Origin of the sequence: Gordonia sp. L191, from assembly GCF_030077625.1 — a bacterium.
GTDB lineage: Bacteria > Actinomycetota > Actinomycetes > Mycobacteriales > Mycobacteriaceae > Gordonia > Gordonia polyisoprenivorans_A.
In genome coordinates this window covers 621,752-642,644 of record NZ_CP125996.1, presented here as the reverse complement: position 1 = coordinate 642,644, position 20,893 = coordinate 621,752, and the positions used below count along the sequence as shown (strand labels likewise).

General features: G+C 68.9%; 19 protein-coding genes and 1 riboswitch. Of the genes, 10 read left to right on the top strand and 9 right to left on the bottom strand.

Features of this window, described 5'->3' with window-relative positions; genetic code table 11:
* Window positions 1-27: 27 nt before the first annotated feature.
* On the bottom strand, window positions 28-1,170 hold the full coding sequence (locus QNM97_RS03035) for an acyl-CoA dehydrogenase family protein (RefSeq protein ID WP_283821529.1): 1,143 nt from the start codon (window positions 1,168-1,170) through the stop codon (window positions 28-30).
* Between the two features lie 107 nt (window positions 1,171-1,277).
* Between QNM97_RS03035 and QNM97_RS03030 the strand changes: the two genes are divergently transcribed.
* Window positions 1,278-1,883: a TetR/AcrR family transcriptional regulator gene (locus QNM97_RS03030; RefSeq protein WP_283821528.1), complete on the top strand. Its 606-nt coding sequence runs from the start codon at window positions 1,278-1,280 to the stop codon at window positions 1,881-1,883.
* Between the two features lie 39 nt (window positions 1,884-1,922).
* Here the strand turns inward: QNM97_RS03030 and QNM97_RS03025 are convergent, their stop codons facing one another.
* Both QNM97_RS03025 and QNM97_RS03020 read right to left on the bottom strand, forming a co-directional pair.
* Window positions 1,923-4,733 carry a sacsin N-terminal ATP-binding-like domain-containing protein gene (locus QNM97_RS03025; protein ID WP_283821527.1) on the bottom strand — a complete coding sequence of 937 codons (2,811 nt, stop codon included), beginning with the start codon at window positions 4,731-4,733 and terminating at the stop codon, window positions 1,923-1,925.
* Window positions 4,734-4,759: 26 nt separating this feature from the next.
* On the bottom strand, window positions 4,760-5,602 hold the full coding sequence (locus tag QNM97_RS03020) for a DUF3027 domain-containing protein (RefSeq protein ID WP_283823083.1): 843 nt from the start codon (window positions 5,600-5,602) through the stop codon (window positions 4,760-4,762).
* A gap of 119 nt (window positions 5,603-5,721) precedes the next feature.
* On the opposite strand from QNM97_RS03020, the gene QNM97_RS03015 reads away from it, so the two are divergent.
* On the top strand, window positions 5,722-7,716 hold the full coding sequence (locus QNM97_RS03015) for an MFS transporter (RefSeq protein WP_283821526.1): 1,995 nt from the start codon (window positions 5,722-5,724) through the stop codon (window positions 7,714-7,716).
* A gap of 3 nt (window positions 7,717-7,719) precedes the next feature.
* Complete coding sequence (locus tag QNM97_RS03010) at window positions 7,720-8,247, top strand: DUF2771 family protein (protein ID WP_283821525.1); 528 nt, start codon at window positions 7,720-7,722, stop codon at window positions 8,245-8,247.
* A 22-nt stretch (window positions 8,248-8,269) separates the two neighbouring features.
* Here the strand turns inward: QNM97_RS03010 and QNM97_RS03005 are convergent, their stop codons facing one another.
* On the bottom strand, window positions 8,270-8,683 hold the full coding sequence (locus tag QNM97_RS03005; protein ID WP_006367768.1) for a cold-shock protein: 414 nt from the start codon (window positions 8,681-8,683) through the stop codon (window positions 8,270-8,272).
* Between the two features lie 376 nt (window positions 8,684-9,059).
* On the opposite strand from QNM97_RS03005, the gene QNM97_RS03000 reads away from it, so the two are divergent.
* The 5 genes from QNM97_RS03000 (at window position 9,060) to QNM97_RS02980 (ending at window position 12,311) form a co-directional block, all read left to right on the top strand.
* Window positions 9,060-9,281, top strand: a complete 222-nt coding sequence (locus QNM97_RS03000) for a hypothetical protein (RefSeq protein ID WP_208796306.1) — start codon at window positions 9,060-9,062, stop codon at window positions 9,279-9,281.
* A gap of 31 nt (window positions 9,282-9,312) precedes the next feature.
* A complete protein-coding gene (locus QNM97_RS02995; RefSeq protein ID WP_283821524.1) occupies window positions 9,313-9,891 on the top strand; it encodes a flavin reductase family protein in 579 nt (192 codons plus the stop codon).
* Window positions 9,888-11,003, top strand: coding sequence for a GTP 3',8-cyclase MoaA (gene moaA, locus QNM97_RS02990; RefSeq protein ID WP_283821523.1), 1,116 nt, complete (start codon window positions 9,888-9,890; stop codon window positions 11,001-11,003). Before QNM97_RS02995 ends, moaA begins: the two co-directional genes overlap by 4 nt.
* Window positions 11,004-11,007: 4 nt before the next feature.
* Window positions 11,008-11,256: a MoaD/ThiS family protein gene (locus tag QNM97_RS02985; protein WP_208792459.1), complete on the top strand. Its 249-nt coding sequence runs from the start codon at window positions 11,008-11,010 to the stop codon at window positions 11,254-11,256.
* A gap of 261 nt (window positions 11,257-11,517) precedes the next feature.
* A riboswitch (cyclic di-AMP (ydaO/yuaA leader) is annotated at window positions 11,518-11,692 on the top strand.
* 7 nt (window positions 11,693-11,699) lie between these two features.
* On the top strand, window positions 11,700-12,311 hold the full coding sequence (locus QNM97_RS02980) for a transglycosylase family protein (protein ID WP_006367763.1): 612 nt from the start codon (window positions 11,700-11,702) through the stop codon (window positions 12,309-12,311).
* 117 nt (window positions 12,312-12,428) lie between these two features.
* On the opposite strand, the gene QNM97_RS02975 is transcribed toward QNM97_RS02980, so the two are convergent.
* From QNM97_RS02975 to QNM97_RS02960, 4 genes are read right to left on the bottom strand one after another with little or no spacing between them, the layout of a single operon-like run.
* Window positions 12,429-12,875 carry a molybdenum cofactor biosynthesis protein MoaE gene (locus QNM97_RS02975; protein WP_283821522.1) on the bottom strand — a complete coding sequence of 149 codons (447 nt, stop codon included), beginning with the start codon at window positions 12,873-12,875 and terminating at the stop codon, window positions 12,429-12,431.
* Between the two features lie 33 nt (window positions 12,876-12,908).
* Entirely contained in the window at window positions 12,909-13,388 is a 480-nt protein-coding gene (locus QNM97_RS02970; RefSeq protein ID WP_208792461.1) for a MogA/MoaB family molybdenum cofactor biosynthesis protein, read from the bottom strand.
* Window positions 13,385-13,921: a cyclic pyranopterin monophosphate synthase MoaC gene (gene moaC, locus QNM97_RS02965; RefSeq protein WP_283821521.1), complete on the bottom strand. Its 537-nt coding sequence runs from the start codon at window positions 13,919-13,921 to the stop codon at window positions 13,385-13,387. The genes QNM97_RS02970 and moaC overlap by 4 nt, the downstream gene beginning before the upstream one ends.
* 13 nt (window positions 13,922-13,934) lie before the next feature.
* Window positions 13,935-14,138, bottom strand: coding sequence for a hypothetical protein (locus QNM97_RS02960; RefSeq protein WP_014361282.1), 204 nt, complete (start codon window positions 14,136-14,138; stop codon window positions 13,935-13,937).
* 201 nt (window positions 14,139-14,339) lie between these two features.
* Here QNM97_RS02960 and QNM97_RS02955 point away from each other — a divergent pair, with 201 nt between their 5' ends.
* Window positions 14,340-16,841, top strand: a complete 2,502-nt coding sequence (locus QNM97_RS02955) for a protein kinase domain-containing protein (protein WP_283821519.1) — start codon at window positions 14,340-14,342, stop codon at window positions 16,839-16,841.
* A gap of 37 nt (window positions 16,842-16,878) precedes the next feature.
* A complete protein-coding gene (locus tag QNM97_RS02950) occupies window positions 16,879-19,206 on the top strand; it encodes a helicase-associated domain-containing protein (protein WP_283821518.1) in 2,328 nt (775 codons plus the stop codon).
* A gap of 26 nt (window positions 19,207-19,232) precedes the next feature.
* Here the strand turns inward: QNM97_RS02950 and QNM97_RS02945 are convergent, their stop codons facing one another.
* Complete coding sequence (locus QNM97_RS02945; RefSeq protein WP_283821517.1) at window positions 19,233-20,741, bottom strand: MFS transporter; 1,509 nt, start codon at window positions 20,739-20,741, stop codon at window positions 19,233-19,235.
* Between the last annotated feature and the right edge of the window lie 152 nt (window positions 20,742-20,893).

The window sequence follows — 20,893 nt, the reverse complement described above, 5'->3', positions numbered from 1 at the left end:
AAAACCTCTCCGAGAAGGAACGGGGTGTCAGCCTGCAGCGAGTGCGCGGCTGATCACGAGTCGCTGAATCTGGTTGGTGCCCTCGAAGATCTGGGTGATCTTGGCTTCGCGCATGTAGCGCTCCACCCGGAAGTCACGGGTGTAACCGTTGCCGCCGAGGACCTGTACCGCGTCCGTGGTGACCTTCATCGCGGCGTCGGTCGCGATGAGCTTGGCCGTGGCGGCCGCACGTGAATAGGGCTGTCCGGCGTCCCGTCGGCGAGCGGCGTCGAGGTAGGTTGCGCGTGCCGAGTCGACGGCGGCGGCCATGTCGGCGAGGAAGAAACCCAAGCCCTGGTGGTCGATGATCTTGCGGCCGAAGGTGGTTCGCTCCTGTGCGTACTCGACCGCAGCGTCGAGCGCCGACTGCGCCAATCCGGTGGCACAGGCTGCGATTCCCAATCGTCCGGAATCCAGCGCGGAGAAGGCAATCGGCAGTCCCTGGCCCTCGGCGCCGATCAGCCGGTCCGCGTCGACGACAGCGTCGTCATAGGTGGCGGCAGTGGTCGGGACGGCGTGCAGCCCCATCTTCTCCTCGGGCTTACCGAAGGTGAGGCCGTCGGTGTCGAGCGCAACCAGGAAGCAGGAAATCCCCTTCGACCCCTCACCGGTGCGGGCGAACAGGTTGTAGACGTCGGCAATGCCGCCGTGAGTGATCCATGCTTTCGTACCGGTCACGTGAAAGCCGTCGTCGGCGGCCTTGGCGCGGCAGTTCAGTGCCGCCGCATCCGAGCCGGCCTGCGGCTCGGACAAACTGTAGGCGCCGATGAGTTTGCCGTTCAACAAATCCGGGAGCCAACGCTGCTTCTGCTCTTCGGTGCCGAAATTGAAGAGCGGGTGACACGCCAGCCCGTGCACGCTGGTCGCCACGGCGACTGCCGCCCACCGTGCCGCGAGTTCTTCGAGCACCTGGAGGTACACCTCGTACGGTTGACCTCCGCCGTCCCACTCCACCGGATACGGCAGCCCGAGGAGTCCCGCCTCACCGAGCTCGGCGAAAAGCCCTTCCGGATACGTTTCGGCTTTCTCGTGCTCGTCGACGATCGGTGCCAGACGCTTGTCGGCGATATCGCGGGTCAGGGCGATCAGGTCGCGCGCCTCATCATTGGGGAGCAGACGATCAACAGCCATGTGGCGAGCCTTTCGGGCTATAGACAGTACTCAGGTACGCTCGACAGTACTATTTCGAACGCCGGAAGGCCACCGCAGTCCGGGCGGCCCGACTGTGAGGAGCGATCATGACCCGAGAGGTCAGTGCGAGTGCGGGCGTCAAAGACTTCGGCACCCGGAGACGCGCAGCGCTGTTCGACGATCTCCTCGCCCTACTGCTCGCCGAAGGTTTCGCACATCTGTCCGTCGCCGACCTTGCCGGCCGATTGCGCTGCTCCAAGACGACGATCTACACCCTCGCCGACAGCAAGGAGCAACTGGTCACCAAGACCGTGACGCATTTCTTCCGCGTCGCCACCGAGCATGTCGAGGCGCGGGTCACGGCTGCGCCGTCGGCACGGGACGCGGTGATCGATTACCTCATCGCCGTCGGCGAGGAACTCTCTCCCGCCTCCGAGGTGTTCATGGCCGACCTCCATGCCTTCGGCCCGACCCGCGACCTGTATGAACAGAACACCGCCGCAGCCGCTCGCCGGGTGCGCGAACTGATCGATGCCGGAGTTCGCGACGGCGAGTTCCGCGATGTCAACGCCGCATTCGCCGCCGATGTCGCCGCGACGATGATGAGCCGCATTCAGCGGCGGGAGGTCTCGGCGACCACGGGACTGGACGACGCGGCCGCCTACCGGCAGCTCGCCGCGATCCTCACCACCGGCATCGACGCCCAGCGCTGACTGTCGGAGTCGCCGCAGCACCCGTTATCATCGCCGCCATCAGCGGTGGGACAGATGCGTGACGCCCCGATCGTCGACCCACCACCGCACCCGAACCTCACTCGATGCGCCACCACCCTTGCGCGACAACGCCATCCGCAGGTTGTCATGCACACGCACCTCGCCGGGTACCGGCCGGCCGGTCTCGGAAGTGAACAACACCGCGGCGGTGGCGTCGGCCGTCGTGTACTCCCCCGCACCGATCGGTGCGGCGGTGAACTCCTCCGAGACCTGCGGGAGATCCAGGATGTCGGCCAGAAGCGTTGCGCCCTCGGGACTGTCCGGACCGATCACGAGTAATCCGGGATCGACGGCCTGCGCCCACCACGGGTCGTCGAGGACGACGGGCCCGCGCTCGTCATCGGTGGATACCGCGGCACCCGAGGCGACCCGCACGGCGTCGGGTGCATCGATCTCCGACCAGACAAGCCTCCCCGACCGGCAGACCTCGACCACCGAGGAGTAGATCCCGCGAGCGACACCGGGCGAGATCGTTCTCACCCGATCGCCCAGTCTGGCCAGCAACAACGATGCCTCCGTGGCGGATTCGGGCGGTAGCGCTGCGAGCGCAGGAGCCAGTGCGTCCGCGTGCGGATGCACCAGCGGATCGAGCACACCGACGAGCGAGTGATCCGACGGCGCGCGGTATTCACCGACCAGTAAACCGTCGACCTCGGCGAAGTGGCGCAACCACCAGGCGGTGTACCCCTCGCGATCGTCGAGCGCTCGTGCCGTCTCCTCGTTCTCGACGATCAACGTCAGGGCCTGCGCCCACCGGTCGGGATCGACGAGGTCGAGATCGCGGATGGCGCACAGACGTTCCGGGGCATCCGGCAAGGTCTCCCACCACTGCTCCTCGTCGGGGAGATCATGATCGGGCCCCGTCGGCAGGTCGTCGCCGATCACCGCGAACGACCATCCCACCCCGAGCCGGCGAAGCGCCGCGACCCCGTGTCGCTCGGCGACGGCGCCGTCGAGCAGACCGAAGGGATGGTCCTCGACGAGCACCGCGGCCAACGGCGAATCGGCGAGCAGTAACTCGTCGGCACTGCGTAACTCACCATCGTCGGCGAGTAGCGGAAGCCGCGACAGCCATTCGGGCACATCGGCTTCCGTGTCTGCGCCGAGCAGCGCGAGCACCTCCTCGGCCAAACCGGTGGCGTCGACCTCCTCACCCGCACCGTCCTCGACGAGGTCTGCAGCCTCCTCGACGAGCATGCGTAGCGCCGGATCGGCGAGCGCATCGGTGATCGAAAGCCGTTGCACACCGAGTCGTTCCAGGAGTGGATGGTCGGCTTCGGCCGCGACGGTACGAATCCAGCGCAGGGGCGTCTGCACGGCGTGCGCGGTGAACAATCCGCGCGCACCGATGTTCATCCGACCATCCGAACGCGGGATGGGCAGCACGGCAAGTTCTTCGGCATCGAGGGCCGTCGACACCAGCGGTGCGAGCGCCGCGTACAACCGCCCCCACCACGCCGCGTCACGTTCCACACCGGTCAGCCGCTCCGCCAACGACGCCAACCCGATCCGGGTGACCCCGAGCGATTCGAGCACCGGCAGTTGATGTGCGAGAGACAGATCCGGATGGACGAGATCGGCGAGCAACTCACCGAGAACCTCCGCGAGATCGGGACCGAGCCCGATCAGCACCGCCGCGCGATCCGGCACCAGCGGAGTCCCCGCGATACCGGGAAGCCATGCGGTACGGCGCAGTTCGTCGAGTACCGCGTCGATCAACCGGGCATCGTCACCGTTACGCGCGCGATGCGCGCGAGGAACGAGTGCCACGCCGTCGCCGGGCTCGGCAAGACGCAACACGTCCACGTAACCCGCTGCGGCCGCGGCGATGTCGGCATCGGGGTGCACGTGGCGACGATCCTGGGTGAGCGGGAGACGGGCGATGAGCCGACACGGCAACGACAGTTCGATGTCCGTCGGCGTCGGCGCCCAGAGAACATCGGCCGCCGACGCGTCCGCCCCGGCACTGACCGGCCGACCATCGTCGGCGCGCAACCATCGTGACGGCCCGTGCTCGATTTCGGCGAAGTCCCAACTCCGCCGATCGTCCCGGCCCGTCACGGTCACCGTGAGCCGACGAACTCGGGAACCGGAGGACAGTTCGTCGTCGGCGAGTTCGGTTCGGCCGATCTCGAAAGCGTTGTCCTCCACGGTGATCAACCGCAGCGCGGTCAGCGCCAGAAGCAGATCGGGGGCCTGCGCGGCAGCTGCGTCGAGGATCGCTTGCGGGTCGAGTCCCTCGACCAGGCCGAGTACGATCTCGGTCGTGAATCCGGCACGGGGCACGCCTTCGTCCGGCCATGCCAGCCGCAGCAGCGGAACCCGCTGTGCGTCAACGATTCCCGCGTCGGCAACTGCCGCAGCGGTGCGTGCACGATCGAAGCGGATCGTCCCGCTCGTCGAGCGGATCTCGACGGTGTGCGCGACGGCAGCGGTGGCGCTGAATCCCACCCCGAACCGGCCGATGACGCCTCCGGTGTCGTCGGGCCGTTTGGCCGAGACACGTAGCGCCAGCAGCGACCGCACCCCCGCTTCGGTCAGCGGCGCACCGGTATTGGCAACGTGCAAGCCGTCGGCATCCGACCAGATCGCGACCTCGCCGTCCACCCCTCCGAGGCGGGCCGCATCGGCAGCGTTGGTGACGAGTTCGACGAACAGGCGGTCGCGGTAGCCGACACTGGCCAGATCATCTTCGGCGGCAACGTCTTCGGCCAGACGGGTCGGTGAGTCCCGCCACGCCGACAGCGTCGCCGCAGCGAGGTCAGCGGTACCGAAGGGATCGGTGTTCACCGGATCGGGGCCGGGCAACTCCGGCGTCAGGCCCGCGCGTCCGGCTCACCGTCGGCACCGGCGATACCGGCGCCGACCGCAACGATCTCGAGCACGCCGTCATCGAAGGCGTCGTACGCCGGTGATCCCTCACCGCTCGGGGCGACGACGTCGGAGTGCGCCCCGCATCCGTATTCGGCCGAGACCACCTGGCCGTCGGCGGAATACTCGTTGGCGCACGCGCCGAAAGCCACCCGTAACGCACCCGACAGCGGGATGTAGAAACCGCAGGTGCAACACGGAAAAGGGGACGCCACCGCCATCTCTGCGCCGGGCCCGTGCTCGCCGTCGTACCAGCGCTGGGCGGCCACGTCGCGGCCCTCCCGGCTGAGCAGCCGCTTACGTCCGAGTCCGAGTACGCCGGCCACCTCGGCCAGGTCCTCGGGGTCCGGGGCCGATGCCTCGACGTCGTCGGCCGGATAGTCGTCGGCCACCTCCGGCACAGCGGTCGCGGAGAGCAGGGCACTCGTGGTGTCGACATGGTTGGGCACGAGCCGCGGATCGTCGGCGTCGGCGGCGAGCATGTCGCCTGCCGTCAGATCGCCGGGCGCGACGCGTTCGCTCCACGGCACCCATTCGGGCGCGAGCAGCGCACCTTCGCCCGGCAGGAGGACCACCTCGCTGACGGTGACCGCGTCGGTTCCGGGCGCCCCGGCAACCACCACGCACCACTGCCAGCCGCGATATCCGGTGAGATCGGCGTCGAAGTAGTGCGCTGCAGCCCACTCACCTTCGGCGATCGCCTGACGGTGGGCACCCGGCTCATGCCCGTCCTCGACGAGCGCGGCACGGGCGACCTCGACGGCGTCGAGCAACCGCGGGCCGTCCATTACTCCAGTCACGCCCTCCAGTGTGCCTCACCCGGGGACCGCGGGTCACAGCGGCTGCGCGCGACACTTCCGAACGACACATACGGCGGGCCGGTCCGCCGATGAGGAACAATTGACGCGTGATCGGACGGAAGTCGAAGGACAGCGCCGCCGCGCCCGCGGGCACCACGGGCCCTGCGGCCGCCGCGCGTACCCGACGCGACCCTGTCGACCACCCCGGGGCCGCGAATTATCCGGCCGACGGCGCCCGCCGCCGAGCCACCCCGACGCGAATCCCGTCGCACGGCAATCCGCCGGGCGGCAATCGCGGCGAGGCGTATCTGCCGCCGCGGACCCATAATCCGCACCTGCCGCCCCTCGACGACGCGCCGACCGATCCCCACCACGCGTCGGGTGCGGGCGGTCATCGGACGCAGGCCCTGCCGACCGATCCGACGCCGGAGGCCCCGAAGAAGATCACGGTCGCGCGGGTGGCCGCGATGCGCAGCAGGCAGCTGACCGCGAAGGGGCTCGGCAAGATCCATCAGGCGGCCACCGCCGACGGCGCCGATCAGTCCGGGCTGACCGCGCTGACCCTGCCGGTGATCGTGAACTTCGCCGTCGACGCGGCGATGGCGGTCGCGTTGGCCAACACCCTCTTCTTCTCGGCGGCCACCGGACAGTCCAAGGTGTCGGTGGCGCTGTATCTGGCGCTCACCATCGCACCGTTCGCGCTGATCGCGCCGTTGATCGGGCCGTTGCTCGACCGACTGCAGCAGGGGCGTCGGATCGCGATGGCCACCACCTTCGGTGCCCGGGTGGTGCTGGCCCTGCTGATCATGACCAATGTCAGCTGGGATCCGGTTGCCGATCAGCTCAATTACGACCCGTGGGTCCTCTATCCCTGCGCGCTGGGTCTGCTCGTGCTGTCCAAATCGTTCGGGGTGCTCAAGTCGGCGGTCACCCCACGGGTGGTGCCCCCGACGATCGACCTGCCACGGGTGAACTCCCGGCTGACGATGTTCGGGCTGGTCGGCGGCACCATCGTCGGCGGCGCGGTGGCCGCACTGTTCGAGGTGTTGTTGGCGAAGGCGCTGCCGTGGCACCTGCCCGGCGCCATGCTCTGGCTGGCGGTCATCGCCGCATTCGGCGCGTACCTGTGCATGCGTATCCCCTCGTGGGTAGAGGTCACCGAGGGCGAGATCCCGGCGACGTTGACCTATCACGCCCCGCACAACGCAACCGCGGCGCCGGGACGGGCGGGCGTGCGCGGCGGGGCCAAGGCGCTGGCCGCGAAGATGCGCCAGCCCCTCGGACGCAAGGTGGTCGCCGCGCTGTGGGGTAACGGCACCATCCGCATCCTCACCGGCTTCCTGACGCTCTACATCGCCTTCTATGCCAAGTCCCAGCAGGGCGTGCACTCCGATTGGAAGCAGCTCGCGACGATCGGCGCGGTCGGTGCGGCGGCGGGGGTGGGCAACGCCATCGGCAACGGGGTCGGCACGCGTCTGCAGTTGCGCGACCCGTCGAAGATCGTGCTGTATTCGACGGCCGCATGTTTTGTGATGGCCGTACTTGCGGCGGTGTTCGGCAACATCGTGCTGGCGACGGCGACCGCACTGGTCGCCTCCGGCACCAGCGCGATCGGCAAGGTGTGCCTCGATTCGTCGATCCAGGACGATCTGCCCGAGCAGTCGCGGGCGTCGGCGTTCGGCCGGTCGGAGACGGTGCTGCAGCTGTGCTGGGTCCTCGGCGCCGCTCTGGGTGTGCTGTTGCCGACGACGCTGTGGGTGGGGTTCACCGTCGTCTCGGTGCTCCTCGGGCTCGGACTCGCGCAGACGGTGATGACCGACCGCGGACGCTCCCTGGTCCCCGGCCTCGGCGGTGAGCGTCCCGAGCACGCCGAGCCGACCATGTCGTTCGCCGATCTCGGTACACCGGCCTACAGCCATCCGACGCAGCGACATGCGGCGGTCCGTCCGGATCGCCCGGACGGTCATCCGGGAGGCCCACCGGCGGATCCGGGGTCGGCGCCGGCCCGCCCGCACCGGCCGGCGGGCCCGGCGCGGGGTCCGTCGTCCCGCGACGCTTCCGGACCGGGTGCTCAGCCCACCAAGCGGATGGGATATCACTAGAGCGTGGTCAACCCCGGTGAGAAGAAGGCGATCGCGATCATCGTCGCAGTGGCCGTCGCGTTCGTGGTCGTCGTCGCAGCAGGTGTCGGCATCCTGGTGGCCGGCAACACCGGCAAGGACAAGGACGACGCATACATCCAGCTCGCCGTCGGCGGCGACCTCCACACGGTGCAACCGGCCCGTTGGTGTGATGTGTTCGTGCGCGAGTGCACCCCGCCGCGGGATCAGCCGCAACGCACGACCCCGCGGGTACCGATCCCCCTGAACTCGACGGCGCTGCTGTCGGTGTCGGAGACGGTCGCCAAGGCGCCGTGGAATCTCACGACCCTCTACTGGACCCCGCAGGGCCTGGTGGAGGAGGAATCACCGCAGGCGTCGAACACCACCTACACGGTCGCCCTGCGGTCGCGCCCGGACCGGGTGCTGCTCGGCGTGACGATCACCGCGGCATCGGCGGTGGCGACCAACCCGGACGGGTCGACCGACATCGCGCGCGGGATCATCGCCGCCGACACGGCTCCGCCCAAGTGAGGGTGAGCCAGGGAGACATGCCCTAGCTGTCGAGCTCGCGGGCGACGGCGCGCACGACCTCGGAAATGCGTTGTGCGGTCTTGCGATCCGGGTAGCGGCCCTTGCGCAGATCCGGCTGCACCTTGCCCTCGAGAAGAGTGATGAGGTCGGCGACCATGCCGTGCAGTTCGTCAGGGCTGTGCCGCTTGACCTCTTTGCGCGCGGCTTCGCGGGTGTTCTTGGTGACGCTGGGCGCGGGTTCGAGCACGGTGACGGTCAACGCCTGCGGGCCCCGACGGCCGGCGGCCATCCCGAACTCCACCCGCTGGCCGGGCTTGAGCGCCTCGACGCCGTCGGGCAGCGCCGACGAACGCACGTACACGTCCTCGCCGCCCTCTTGTGCGAGAAAACCGAAGCCCTTCTCGGCGTCGTACCACTTCACCTTGCCGCTCGGCACTGTGCTCACCTTCACTCGAACGTCGTTGTTGCATGTGGTCGATCCACCACATGAAAGGGCGCCCTGACCCACGACAATGAGCAAGGCGCCTGGTGATGCCAGTCTAACCAATGGGCAAAACGGTTTCTCGAGGCAGCGTGAGGCCCGCTCTGACCGGGCACGACACCGTCATGTTCGCCCGGGGTGCTCTACCGTGGAAACCATGGAGAGGAAGCACGGCGCCGGGAGCGAAGCGAGCGGGCCGGGTGTGGTCGGCGCCGGGAGCGAAGCGAGCGGGCCGGGTGTGGTCGGCGCCGGGAGCGAAGCGAGCGGGCCGGGTGTGGTCGGCGCCGGGAGCGAAGCGAGCGGGCCGGATGCACGCGGCGCCCGTCGCTCGCTGACGCCGGGAGTAGGCGGGTCGTCGCCTTCGCGGCTGCTGCAGGTGGCGGGTGTGGTCTTTGTGATCGGGGTACTCGCGATCATCGCGCTGTTCGTCACCCCCGTGGCCGATCACGGCGAGACCGCCCCGACCGCGGTGTATCTGTTGACGATGTGCGCCCCGCTGGGTTTCTTGCTGGGCGTGGTCTATGCGTTGCGGTCGGGCCGCGGGGCCCGGTGATCGTGTGTCGGCTTCCGTCGATCGACCCTCGGTGATCGCTACCCACGCCGCTCTCGCGCCGGCATCGGACGAGGGTGCGCTGAAACGGGCGTACAGCTGTTTTCCGTCCGGGGTGGTCGCGGTCTGCTGCCATCGTTGCGCGCCCGAGTCCTCCGAGTCCCACGAGCCCACCGACTCGGCCGGCCCGGAACTGGTCGGGATGGCCGCGAGCGCGTTCACGTCGGTGTCGCTGGATCCGCCGCTGGTGAGCGTGTGCGTGCAGAACACCTCGACGACGTGGCCGCGGCTGCGTGATGCCGGGACCGTCGGTGTCAGCGTGTTCGCCCACGACCAGGCGCAGTTGTGCCGCCAGCTCGCCGGTCCGGCACCGCGACGGTTCGACGGTATCGAGCCGCTCGGCTCCGACGACGGAGCCCTGTTCATCCCGGGCGCGGCCGCTCACCTGTCGTGCACGATCGAAAGTGAGATCCCCGCCGGCGATCACCTGCTGGTGCTGCTGCGCATCCGGCGCCTCGACGCCGACCCGGAGGTCGAGCCACTCGTGTTCCACGCCAGCACTTTTCGTGCTCTGCAGGCACGGATACCCGACGACGACCCCACGCGGCGATGACCGTCGTCGACCTGGGCCTACCACTCCCGTCGGTGCTGACACGCTCCGCCGACGAGTCGCGGTCCGGGGCGTCGACCGCACCCACGTCCGGGCCGCTGCGTGACACGTTCGGACGGGTGGCCACCGACCTGCGGGTGTCGGTGACCGACCGCTGCAATCTACGCTGCGACTACTGCATGCCCGCCGAGGGCCTCGATTGGTTGCCGACCGCGTCGGTGATGACCACCGCCGAGTTCATCCGGGTGTTGCGGATCGCGGTGGCCGACCTCGGCATCCGCACCGTCCGGTTCACCGGCGGCGAGCCGCTGCTGCGCCGTGATCTCGAGGACATCATCGCTGCCGTCACCTCGCTGCCGCAGCGCCCGGAGATCGCGATGACGACCAACGGCCTCGGGTTGACGCGCCGTGCCGCCGGTCTGGTCGAGGCCGGGCTGACGCGCATCAATGTCTCGCTGGACACCGTCGATCCCGCCCGGTTCGCCGAGATCACCCGACGTGACCGGCTGCCCGACGTCCTCGCCGGCCTCGACGCCGCGCGTCGCGCGGGGTTGTATCCGATCAAGGTGAACGCGGTCGTCCCCGATCGTCGGGACCTGGACGGACTGGTCGACCTCGCCCGGTTCTGCCTCGACGCCGGATATCAGCTGCGGATCATCGAGCAGATGCCGCTCGACGCCGGACATCGGTGGGATCGGTCGCGGATGGTCACCGCGACGGAGATCCTCGACGTGCTGTCGGCGCATCTCCGGTTGCGTCCCGACACCGTGCCGCGTGGAGGTGCGCCTGCGGAGACCTTCCTCGTCGATGGCCACACCGACGCCCGCGGAGCACCTGCGCGCATCGGCGTCATCGCGTCGGTGACGCGTCCGTTCTGTGGTGACTGCGACCGGACCCGGCTGACCGCGGACGGGGCGCTGCGCAACTGCCTGTTCGCCGACGCCGAGACCTCGCTGATGCCCGTGCTGCGGGGCGGTGGTGACGACGAGCGCGATGTCGATCGTCGGATCGCGCAATTGTGGCGGGAGAACACCTGGGCCAAGCGCGCCGGGCACGCGGTCAACACCGCCGGATTCCGCCAGCCGGACCGTCCGATGTCGGCGATCGGGGGCTGAGCGGATGCGTGTGACGGTCCGTTATTTCGCTGCCGCGTCCGCCGCCGCGAAGACCGAATCCGACGTGCTGGACATTGCCGAGAACATCACCCTCGGTGAGCTCGAACACATTCTGGCAGCCGACAATCCGGAGTTGGCGCGGGTGCTGGAGCGGTGCTCGTATCTGCGCGACGAGATCGCGCTGTGCGACCGCACGCGGCGCCTCGGTCCGACGCACACGATCGACGTTCTCCCCCCGTTCGCCGGGGGTTGACACACCTGACCCGCTTGTGACCTTGCTCACATCACGAGTCAATAACGAGATGGACACGAACCGGGCGTCACGCCCGTGAACTGCACGGACACCGAAACAGGGCCCAAAGGCCCACCGGCACGCCGAAAATGGGTTGTCAGGACGGGGTGATTCCCGCTCTCAGACGTCGTACTGTACGAAGCGTCCTTCACAGAAGGTCACAGCACAGCAAACAACACACCAAGATTTCCACCGGTCGCGCCGAGCCTCGTTCCTCCGGTGGAATGACGAGCACACATCTTGGAACGAGGACGGGGGACCCACCCTCTTCCGCAAGGAAGAACGGACGTCGACAGACGCCCTTGGGGTTAAGTCCGGTCGCCGCACGGCGATCGTGACCGAGCACCTCTCGCTCGAACCCGACAGCTGACCTCGCAGGCGCGTGGAGAGAGGTAATTCGACTTATGTCCGGACGTCACCGCAAGCCGTCGACCACCACCGCAACCAAGACCTTCGCGAAGATCGCGCTGACCGGAGCCGTTCTCGGCGGCGGCGCGGCCCTGCTGGGCACCGGCTCGGCACATGCCGCCTCCGATTCCGAGTGGGATCAGGTCGCCCAGTGCGAGTCCGGTGGCAACTGGGCCATCAACACCGGCAACGGCTACCAGGGCGGACTCCAGTTCAGCCCGAGCACGTGGGCCGCCAACGGTGGCACCCAGTTCGCGCCGAGCGCCGACCAGGCCTCCAAGGAGCAGCAGATCACCGTCGCCGAGCGTGTCCTGGCCACCCAGGGCAAGGGCGCATGGCCGGTCTGCGGCACCGGGTTGTCGGGCGCCACCCCGCGCACCGCTCCCGCCGACACCCCGCGCCTGGATGCGCCCCAGGCGCCCGCCAAGGGTCTCGCGAACACCCCGAATGCCACCAGCACCGACCAGGCGATCGATCAGGTCAGCCAGGCCGGAGTCAGCCCGGAGGTGCAGAACCTGCTCAAGGCCGCCAAGGACAGCGGCTACCAGCTCACCCCGGATCAGCTGCGTCTGTTCAACGAGAACAAGGGACTCGTCCCGCTCCCCTGAACCCGATCGGTTCAGCCCTGACGAAGGGCCCCGCACGTTGCTCGACGCCGTGCGGGGCCCTTTTCCAATTGTCGGGGGGCTGTGTCGGTGGTGACCGGTATCAGGTGGTGACCGTGATCAGGCCGACCCGACCCACTCGTCGGTTCCGTCGCCGAAGAACTGGTGTTTCCACACCGGTATGCGCGCCTTGACCTCATCGACGAGTCGCGCGCACAACGCGAACGCCTCGGCCCGGTGATCGGCGGCTACGGCGACGACGAAGGCGACGTCGCCGACCGACAGGTCACCCACCCGATGGGAGACCGCGACCGCCCGGACGCCGTCGGCGGCCGCACAGACCTCGGTGACCACCTCGGTGAGCACGCGCGGGGCGTCCGGATGCGCCGAATACGACAGGCTCGTCACCGCGCGGCCGCCGTCGTGGTCGCGGACCGCGCCGACGAACCCCACGACCGCGCCGGCATGTCCGTCAGCAGCCGCGACGACGCGGGCCTCGTGGTCGGCGAGTGCGATCGGGTCGACGCTCACCTCCGTGTACACCTCCACCGGAGTGGCAGCGCTCATCTGCGACAGCCCGGCATCAGTGACGGCCCGGCATCAGTGGTCGCCACCGCGAATCTGGTCGAGAGCGTGGTCGACGACGGTGGCGAGGACCGAAAGTCCGTCGCGCACACCGCCGGTCGAGCCGGGCAGATTGACCACCAGCGTGGTGCCGGCGACCCCGGCGGTGCCGCGGGAGAGCACCGCGGTCGGTACCTGCGGCAGCCCGGCGGTGCGGATGGCGTCGGCGAGACCGGGGATCTCGATGTCGAGCAGCGGCCGGGTTTGTTCGGGAGTCCGGTCGGTCGGGGCGAGCCCGGTTCCACCGGTGGTGAGGACGAGGTCGACGTCGGCGTAGATCGCGGCCCGGATCGCGTCACCCACCGGCGGGCCGTCGGCGACGACGTCGAGCTCGTCGACAGAAAACCCGTGGTCGGCGAGCCACTCGGCGATGATCGGGCCCGTGCGATCGGGATAGGCACCACGGGAGGCCCGGGTGGAGGCGACGACGATCCGCGCGACGCGCTGCGTGCTCATGGTTGCGTCCCGGGGTCGGTGTGAGTCCCGCCGTCGTCTTCTCGGTGCCAGTCCCCGGACCGTCCGCCGGACTTCTCGAGCAGCCGGATTCCGTCCATGCGGGCGTGGCGGTCGACGGCCTTGACCATGTCGTGCAGCGTGAGTCCGGCCACCGCCACCGCGGTCAGCGCCTCCATCTCCACGCCGGTCCGGCCCGCGGTGATGACCGAGGCCGTCACGTCGATGTGGTCGGCGCCGATCGTGAAGTCGACGTCGACCGACGACAGCGCCAGCTGATGACAGAGCGGGATGAGTGAATCGGTGCGTTTGGCCGCCATGATCCCGGCGATCCGCGCGGTGGCGAGAACGTCACCCTTCGGCAGCGACGACGAGGTCAGCAGGTCGATGACGGTGGTGCTGGTACGAAAGGTGCCGCCGGCAACGGCGCGGCGGTGGGTGACCGACTTGTCCCCTACATCGACCATGCGGGCCGTACCCGAGTCGTCGACGTGGGACAACCGGGCAGCGGACTGCGGATCGGTCACCGCACGCACTCGGTCACCGCGCTCAGCGGTTGATGACCGTCTTGGGGTTGATGTAGTTGACCTCGTCGGCCGGAAGTGGGAACTCCACCTCGCCGAACGGGGACAACGCGCCGGGCAGAGCGGCCGCGAACTCCGAGACCGCGTGCTCGGGACCGTCGCCGTCGGAGGCCTTCGGCCAGCCGTTGTCCACGTAGTGCTTCTTCGAATTGCTCTCAGCCACGCGCATATTGTGCCACGGCGACCTCCGCGGCACGCGGCACGCTCACCGTTTGGTCACCGACATCCACGTCATCAGCCCCGACGCCACGTCGACTTCAGCCCCGACGCCACGTCGTGGACCCATCGTTCGAATGATAAGAAAGCCGATCTCAGAGCACGTTGGGTAAGGTCACAGGCCAGCGGTCCACCCCCGATCAAAGGAAGAATCGTGCCTCTGAGTCCAGGTTCGCAGGTCGCCGGATACAAGGTGGTGTCCCTGCTGGGTTCGGGCGGGATGGGTGAGGTGTACCTCGTCGAGAACCCGCAGTTGCTGCGACGGGAAGCCCTGAAGGTCATCTCGCTGGCCGGTGCGCACGACCCCGACTTCCAGCGGCGCTTCACCAACGAGGCGCGCACCACCGCGGCGCTCGATCACCCCAGCATCATCTCGATCCACCAGTACGGCATCAACACCGACGGCACCCCGTGGTTCACCATGAACTACCTCGAGGGCGCCGACCTCACCCATGGTGCGATCTCCCCGTCGGACGTGATCGAGGTGACCACCCGTGTCGCCGACGCCCTCGATTACGCCCACCGGCGCAACATCATCCACCGCGACGTCAAACCGGCCAACATCTTCGTCAGCCGCGACGAACACGGTCAGATCGCTCGGGTCACCGTCCTGGACTTCGGCATCGCCAAACTCGTCAACTCGACGTCGCTGACCGCGACGAGCGCCTTCATCGGCACGCTGGCCTACTGTGCGCCCGAGGTGATCGAAGGCCACGACGCATCGGCCTCCTCCGACCAGTATTCGTTGGCGTGCACCGTCTTCCAGCTCCTGACCGGGCAGGCCCCGTTCACCACCACCACACCCTCGGCGCTGGTCATGGCGCATCTGACCAAACAGATCCCGCCGATCAGCTCGCTACGCCCCGACCTCGGCGCCCTCGATCCGGTGATCGCGAAGGCATTGTCGAAGAATCCCGCCGAGCGCTACCCCGACTGCCGGTCGTTCTCGACTGCGCTGCGTCAAGCATTCGAGGGTCGAGGTCAAGCATTCGAGGGGCGGGGTAACCCCACACCGGCACCGCACCAGTCGAACCCGGCGGCAGGACCTTTCGTCGGGGCAAATCGGCCGTACTCCCAGCCCACCGTGCCACCGTCGCAGCCGACACCGCCGCCGTCCTATTCGACACCGCCGCCGTCCTATTCGACACCGCCGCCGTCGCATCCGAGCCCCTCGCATCCGAACCCGGCGGCAAACCAGAACCCGTCCTACCCCGGCCAGACGCCGTCCCCGATGCCCGGCGGCTACGCGCCGGGTGGTCCGACTGTCGCCAACAATCCACCGTCGCAACCGAATTCGCCATATCAGTCGGTACCGTTCGGCGCGCCCGCACCGACCGGCGGCATGCCCCCGACGTTCCCGCCCGGAACGCCACCGCATCTCATCGGCGCCGGCTATCCGCTCTCCGGACCACCAGCCCCCAAGAAGAAGCGCACCGGCCTGATCGTCTCACTGGCGGCGGCCGCCGTCGTGGTGCTGCTCGTCGTCGGACTCGGCATCGCCTTCGCCGCAGGCGCTTTCCGCGGTGACGATGATCAGCCAACGGCCGGTGGACATCCCACGGTGCTCGCCGTCTTCGGCAACTCCAGCTGCGGCATCTCGGCCAAGCAGTTGTATTGCTGGGGAGCCAATTACGACAATCAGCTCGCCAACGGCGGTACTACCGCGTCGACCACCCCGGTCAAGATCAATCTCCCCGACGTGACCGCGGTGTCGTTGGGCGGCTACACCGACACCGACAAGGACTTCAAGACCTCCGCCTGCGCGATCTCGGGCGGCCAGGCCTTCTGCTGGGGCGACAACAACTTCGGCCAGCTCGGCACCGGCACCACCTCCGACGCCCAGACCCCGACGCCGGTGACCGGACTGTCCGGCACGGTGACGGCGATCGCCACCGGTTACGGCAGCACCTGCGCGGTCGCCGGGGGCAAGTTGTACTGCTGGGGCGACAACGACGACGGCCAGGTCGGCGTGGAATCGGTCACCGACAAGACCTCCACCCCCACCGAGGTGACCGGGCTGAACGGCACCGTCACCGGCGTCGCGACCGCGCAGGGCACCACCTGCGCCACCGCCGATGCGGTCTACTGCTGGGGCAACAACGACAGCGGCCAGCTCGGCACCGGGGCCACCACGCGGGCCAACACCCCGCAGAAGGTCGCCGTCACCGGCGCCGACTCCATCTCGGTCGGCACCTACGGCGTGACCGATGACCCGAACCAATACATCACCGTGTGCGCGTCGGCGTCGGGCGAGGCCTACTGCTGGGGCGACAACCGGTACGGCCAGATCGGCGACGGCACCAAGAACGCCCAGCACACCCCGACGCCGGTCGTCGGACTGACCGGGGTCACCCAGATCAACACCGGTTGGGGTTCGACCTGCGCGGTGTCGCAGGGCAAGTTGTTCTGCTGGGGAGACAACGAGGGACAGCAACTCGGCATCGGCTCCGGGTCGGCGACCACCTCGCCGACCCAGATCACCGCCCTGTCGGGAACCGTCTCCGCCGTCGAGACCGTGCTGGGCACGACCTGCGCGGTCGTCAACGAGACCTCGATCTACTGCTGGGGTCGCAACTCCGCGGGCCAGGTCGGCAACGGCGACAGCGGCGACGACAAGGAAGTGTCGACCCCGGCACTGCTGAACCTGCCCGCGTGACAAGGGGTCGCGCGGCGCGCTCGGTAGAATCGGCCGAATGAGTTCCGATGATCGGGCCGACGGGCTTGCCGGCGACCTGATCTCGCGCACCGACGATCAATTGGCGGATCTGTTCACGCTGCGTCCCGATCTCGCCTCGCCGCCCCCGCAGGGCAGCCGGGTCCTCGCGCAACGCGCGCTCTCCGCGGCGTCGGTCGCACTCGCGGGCGAGCGCCTCGACCTGCTCGACGTCGCCGTGCTCGAGGTGATCATCTCCTCGGGCCCACCGGCTTCGGCAACGGTGTCGGCGGCGTCGGTGCTCGACGCGCTGTCCGATCGCGCCGAGCACGACGACATCCTCGAGCGCATCGACCACCTGCGACGACTGGCCCTGATCTGGGGCCCCGACGACGCCCTGCACGTCGCCGCCAATGCCACCTCGGCGCTGCCGTGGCGCGGGCTGCACCTGACAGGCCCTCTCGCACACATGACACCCGAGGACCTGTGCTCGCGTCTCGACACCCTCGACGAGCGGCAACGCGAATTGCTGGCGGCGCTCTCCCGGGGGCCGGCGCTGGGCCGCAGTCGCGATGCCGCACCCGACGCCGACCCGCAGTCGCCGGTCGCACGCCTGATCGCCGACGGTCTGCTCGCTCGGATCGATCACCAGACCGTCGAGCTCCCCGCACAATCCGGGCAGTTGCTGCGGGGCGAACCGGCCCTGCGCACCGACACCCTCGCGCGACCGCTACCCGACGATTCGTCGGCGCCGCGCCGGTTCTCGGCCCGCGACATCGACGCCGCAGGTGGTGGCGAGGCGCTGGAACTGATCCGGCACGCCACCACGGTGCTCCGCGCGCTGGGGGCGGCACCGGCGGCGATCCTACGGTCGGGGGCCCTCGGCGTGCGCGAGTTGCGCCGTCTGAGCAAGACCACCGGTCTCGATCAGCCCAGGCTCGCACTGATCGTCGAGCTCCTCGGTCACGCACGATTGATCGACTCCGGTTTTCCCGATCCCCCACCGGCCGGCGACACCGGCGAGCACGCCTTCGCCCCGACCACGACGTCGGACACCTGGCTGCACCAGCCGCCGGAACGCCAGTGGCACACTCTGCTCGAGGCCTGGCTGACGATGCCGCGCAACGCCTGGCAGGTCGGCGAGCCGGACCGCGACGGCACCACGATCCCCGCGCTGTCGGCCGAGATCTACGACTCCCACGCCCCGACCGTGCGTCGCACCGTCCTCACCGCGGTGCGGCAGACGGCGCCGGCGACACCGGTGTCGGTTGCCGGGCTCGTGGCCACCCTCGGCTGGGATCACCCGCACCAGATGCGTCGTCTCACCTCGCGGGTGGTCGGCGCGACGCTCGACGAGGCGCGCGCGGTCGGCGTCGTCGGGCATCACGCGTTGACCACGGTCGGGCGGGCGGTACTTGACGCCGATCCCGCCGACGACGATTCGGCGGTACTCGCCGCCATGCGCAAGGCCTTGCCGGCCCCTGTCGATCACTTCCTCACCCAGGCCGATCTGACGATCACCGTGCCCGGACCGATGACCGCCGAACTCGCCGAACAGGTGGAGATGGTTGCCGATCTCGAATCCGGCGGCGCCGCATCGGTGTACCGGATCAGCGAGGACAGTGTGCGCCGCGCGCTCGATGCCGGCCGATCCAGCAACGAACTGATCACCATGTTCACGACGCATTCGCGCACTCCGGTGCCGCAGTCGCTGACCTATCTGATCGAGGACGTGGCGCGCCGGCACGGGGCGCTCCGGGTCGGGATCGCCTCGTCGTTCATCCGGTGCGAAGACGCGGCGACCCTCGCGGCGGTGTTGCGCAGTGATGCCACCGAACGTCTGGCACTCCGCGCGCTGGCACCCACGGTCGCGGTGTCGCCCAGCGAGATCCGTGATGTGCTCGAGGTGTTGCGCGCCGCCGGATTCGCCCCGGCCGGTGAGGATTCGGCGGGTGAGCTCGTCGACATGCGTGACCGTGGAAGCCGGGTCGCCACCAATCGCGCACGGCGGCATCCGGCCGCGGCACCACGTCGCGCGGCGCTCGGCCCCGATCAGATCGCCGCCGTCGTCGGCCGGGTGCGCTCGGGTGATCGTGCCGCGGTCGCCACCCCCGCAGCCGGGCCTGCCTCGGCGTCGGTGCGGGCCACCGGGGGTGGCGAGCCGACGACCGCGCTGATCCGATTGGCGTTGCGCGCTAACCGGAAACTACGCGTCGGCTACGTCGACGCGCACGGCAGCGCGTCGAGGCATGTGGTGTCCCCGCAGACCCTCGGCGCCGGTCAGCTCATCGGGATCGAGGACGGCACCGACGACGAGCAGCGGTTCTCGCTGCATCGCATCACCAGCGTCGAGCTGCTCGACGGCTGACCTGCGCCGAACGATCAGCGCCCGGGTCAGCCCGCGGCCACCGCGACCGGCTCGGCCTCATGTGCGTCGCCGATCGGCCGCCGGACGTTGATCAGGACCCCGGCCACCAGCGCCACGCCCGCGAGAATGGCTGCGGCAACATAGAATCCGATGCTCTGACCGTGGACCATGGCCTGCGCCTGCAACACCTTCGCGTCGGCCGGTCCGTGCACCGAGGCCATGTGGCCGGTGATGTAGGAGGCCGTCGCGGTGGCGGCGATCGTGTTCAGCAGGGCCGTACCGATGGCTCCGCCGACCTGCTGTGAGGTGTTGACCATCGCAGACGCCACACCGGCGTCGCGTGGCTCGACGCCGTAGGTGGCGAGATTCATCGAGGTCATGAACACCGTGCCCATCCCGCAGCCGAGCAGGAACAAAGCCGGGAAGATCACGCTCCAGTATCGGGTGGAGTCGGCCGAGATCTGGCTCAGCAGAAGCATTCCGCAGGCCGCGATGAGCGCACCCGGCACCAGCAGGAATCGTGGCGGCACCCGGGTGATGAGGCGCGCCGCGATCTGGGTGGAGCCGATCAGCATGCCACCGACCATGGGCAAGAAGGCAACTCCGGCGCTCAGCGGCGAATAGTGGTGCACCACTTGCATGTAGAGCGTAAGGAACAGGAACGAGCCGAACATCGCGATCACCGACATGGCGACACTCAGATACGCTCCGCCGCGCGCGCGGTCGGCGACAACCCGCAAGGGCAGCAACGGATGTCGGTAGCGCGCCTGCCATCCGACGAATGCGGCGAGCAGTACCACCGCGGCGATCAGGCAGATGACGGTTCCGGTGTCACTCCAGCCTTCCTCGGCCGCACGACTGAAACCGTAGACCACCAGGGCCAGTCCCCCGCCGCCCAGGACGACGCCGAGGACGTCGAGGTGGGTGGCGTTGTCGTGGGCCCGCGGCGGCTCCTTGATCTCGACGATCGCACCGAACAGGGCGACGGCGGCGAAGACCACGTTGATGTACATCGTCCAGCGCCAGTCGAGGGTCTGGGTGAGCAGACCACCGAGCAGCAGGCCGACCGCGGCGCCACCACCGGCGATCGCACCGAAGACACCGAAGGCGCGGGCGCGTTCCTTGGGCGCGGTGAACATCACGGTCAGCAGCGACAATGCGGCCGGGGCGAGAAGCGCGCCGAACGCACCCTGCAGCGCCCGCGCGCCGAACAGCATCCCCTGGTTGACCGCCGCCCCGCCCAGCGCGGAGGCGAAGGCGAAACCGACGAGACCGACCATCAGCGCACGTCGACGACCCCACAGGTCGGCGATGCGTCCGCCGAACAGGAGCAGACCACCGAAGGCCAGCGCGTAGGCTGTGATGACCCACTGTTGGTTGGCGTCGCTGATACCGAGGTCGACCTTGGCGTCGGGCAGGGCGATCTGGACGACGGTGCCGTCGAGGACCACCATCAGCTGGGCCAGACAGATGAAGACGAGGGCCTTCCACCGCCGGGGATCGGGTTCGGCGGAGGGGGAGACAGGTGAGGACATTCGAGGGACTCGCTCTTTGTCGACGTGCGGTGGACGCGTCGGTGCGATGCACCGACCTGGTGTGGTGATCCACGGACCAATATCCGGAGGACCGTACTCCGGATAGCGTACGCCGTCCGGCACGACAGCGAAACTCCCTTTGCCTCGGGATG